General features: G+C 73.2%; 1 protein-coding gene. It reads left to right on the forward strand.

Annotated elements, in window-relative coordinates:
• The coding region (locus tag K5R16_RS22390) for a hypothetical protein (RefSeq protein WP_220740639.1) at positions 1-254 on the forward strand (254 nt) is incomplete at both ends.

A 254-nucleotide genomic window follows, 5' to 3' on the forward strand; every position in this document is an offset into this window, starting at 1 on the left:
GGGGGGGGGGGGGGGGGGGGGGGGGGGGGGGGGGGGGGGGGGGGGGGGGGGGGGGGGGGGGGGGGGGGGGGGGGGGGGGGGGGGGGGGGGGGGGGGGGGGGGGGGGGGGGGGGGGGGGGGGGGGGGGTGCCTTCTGGGATTCTCCACTCACACTTACCGTGTTAAGTGACACCGATTTTGGTGATCTGCTTAGCGATGAGTGTATAGGAGTGTCTACCAGTATTGCCTTAGGGGGGACTTATACTTGTACCTTC

This window comes from Shewanella sp. c952 (assembly GCF_019654975.1).
In the GTDB taxonomy this organism is placed as follows: domain Bacteria; phylum Pseudomonadota; class Gammaproteobacteria; order Enterobacterales; family Shewanellaceae; genus Shewanella.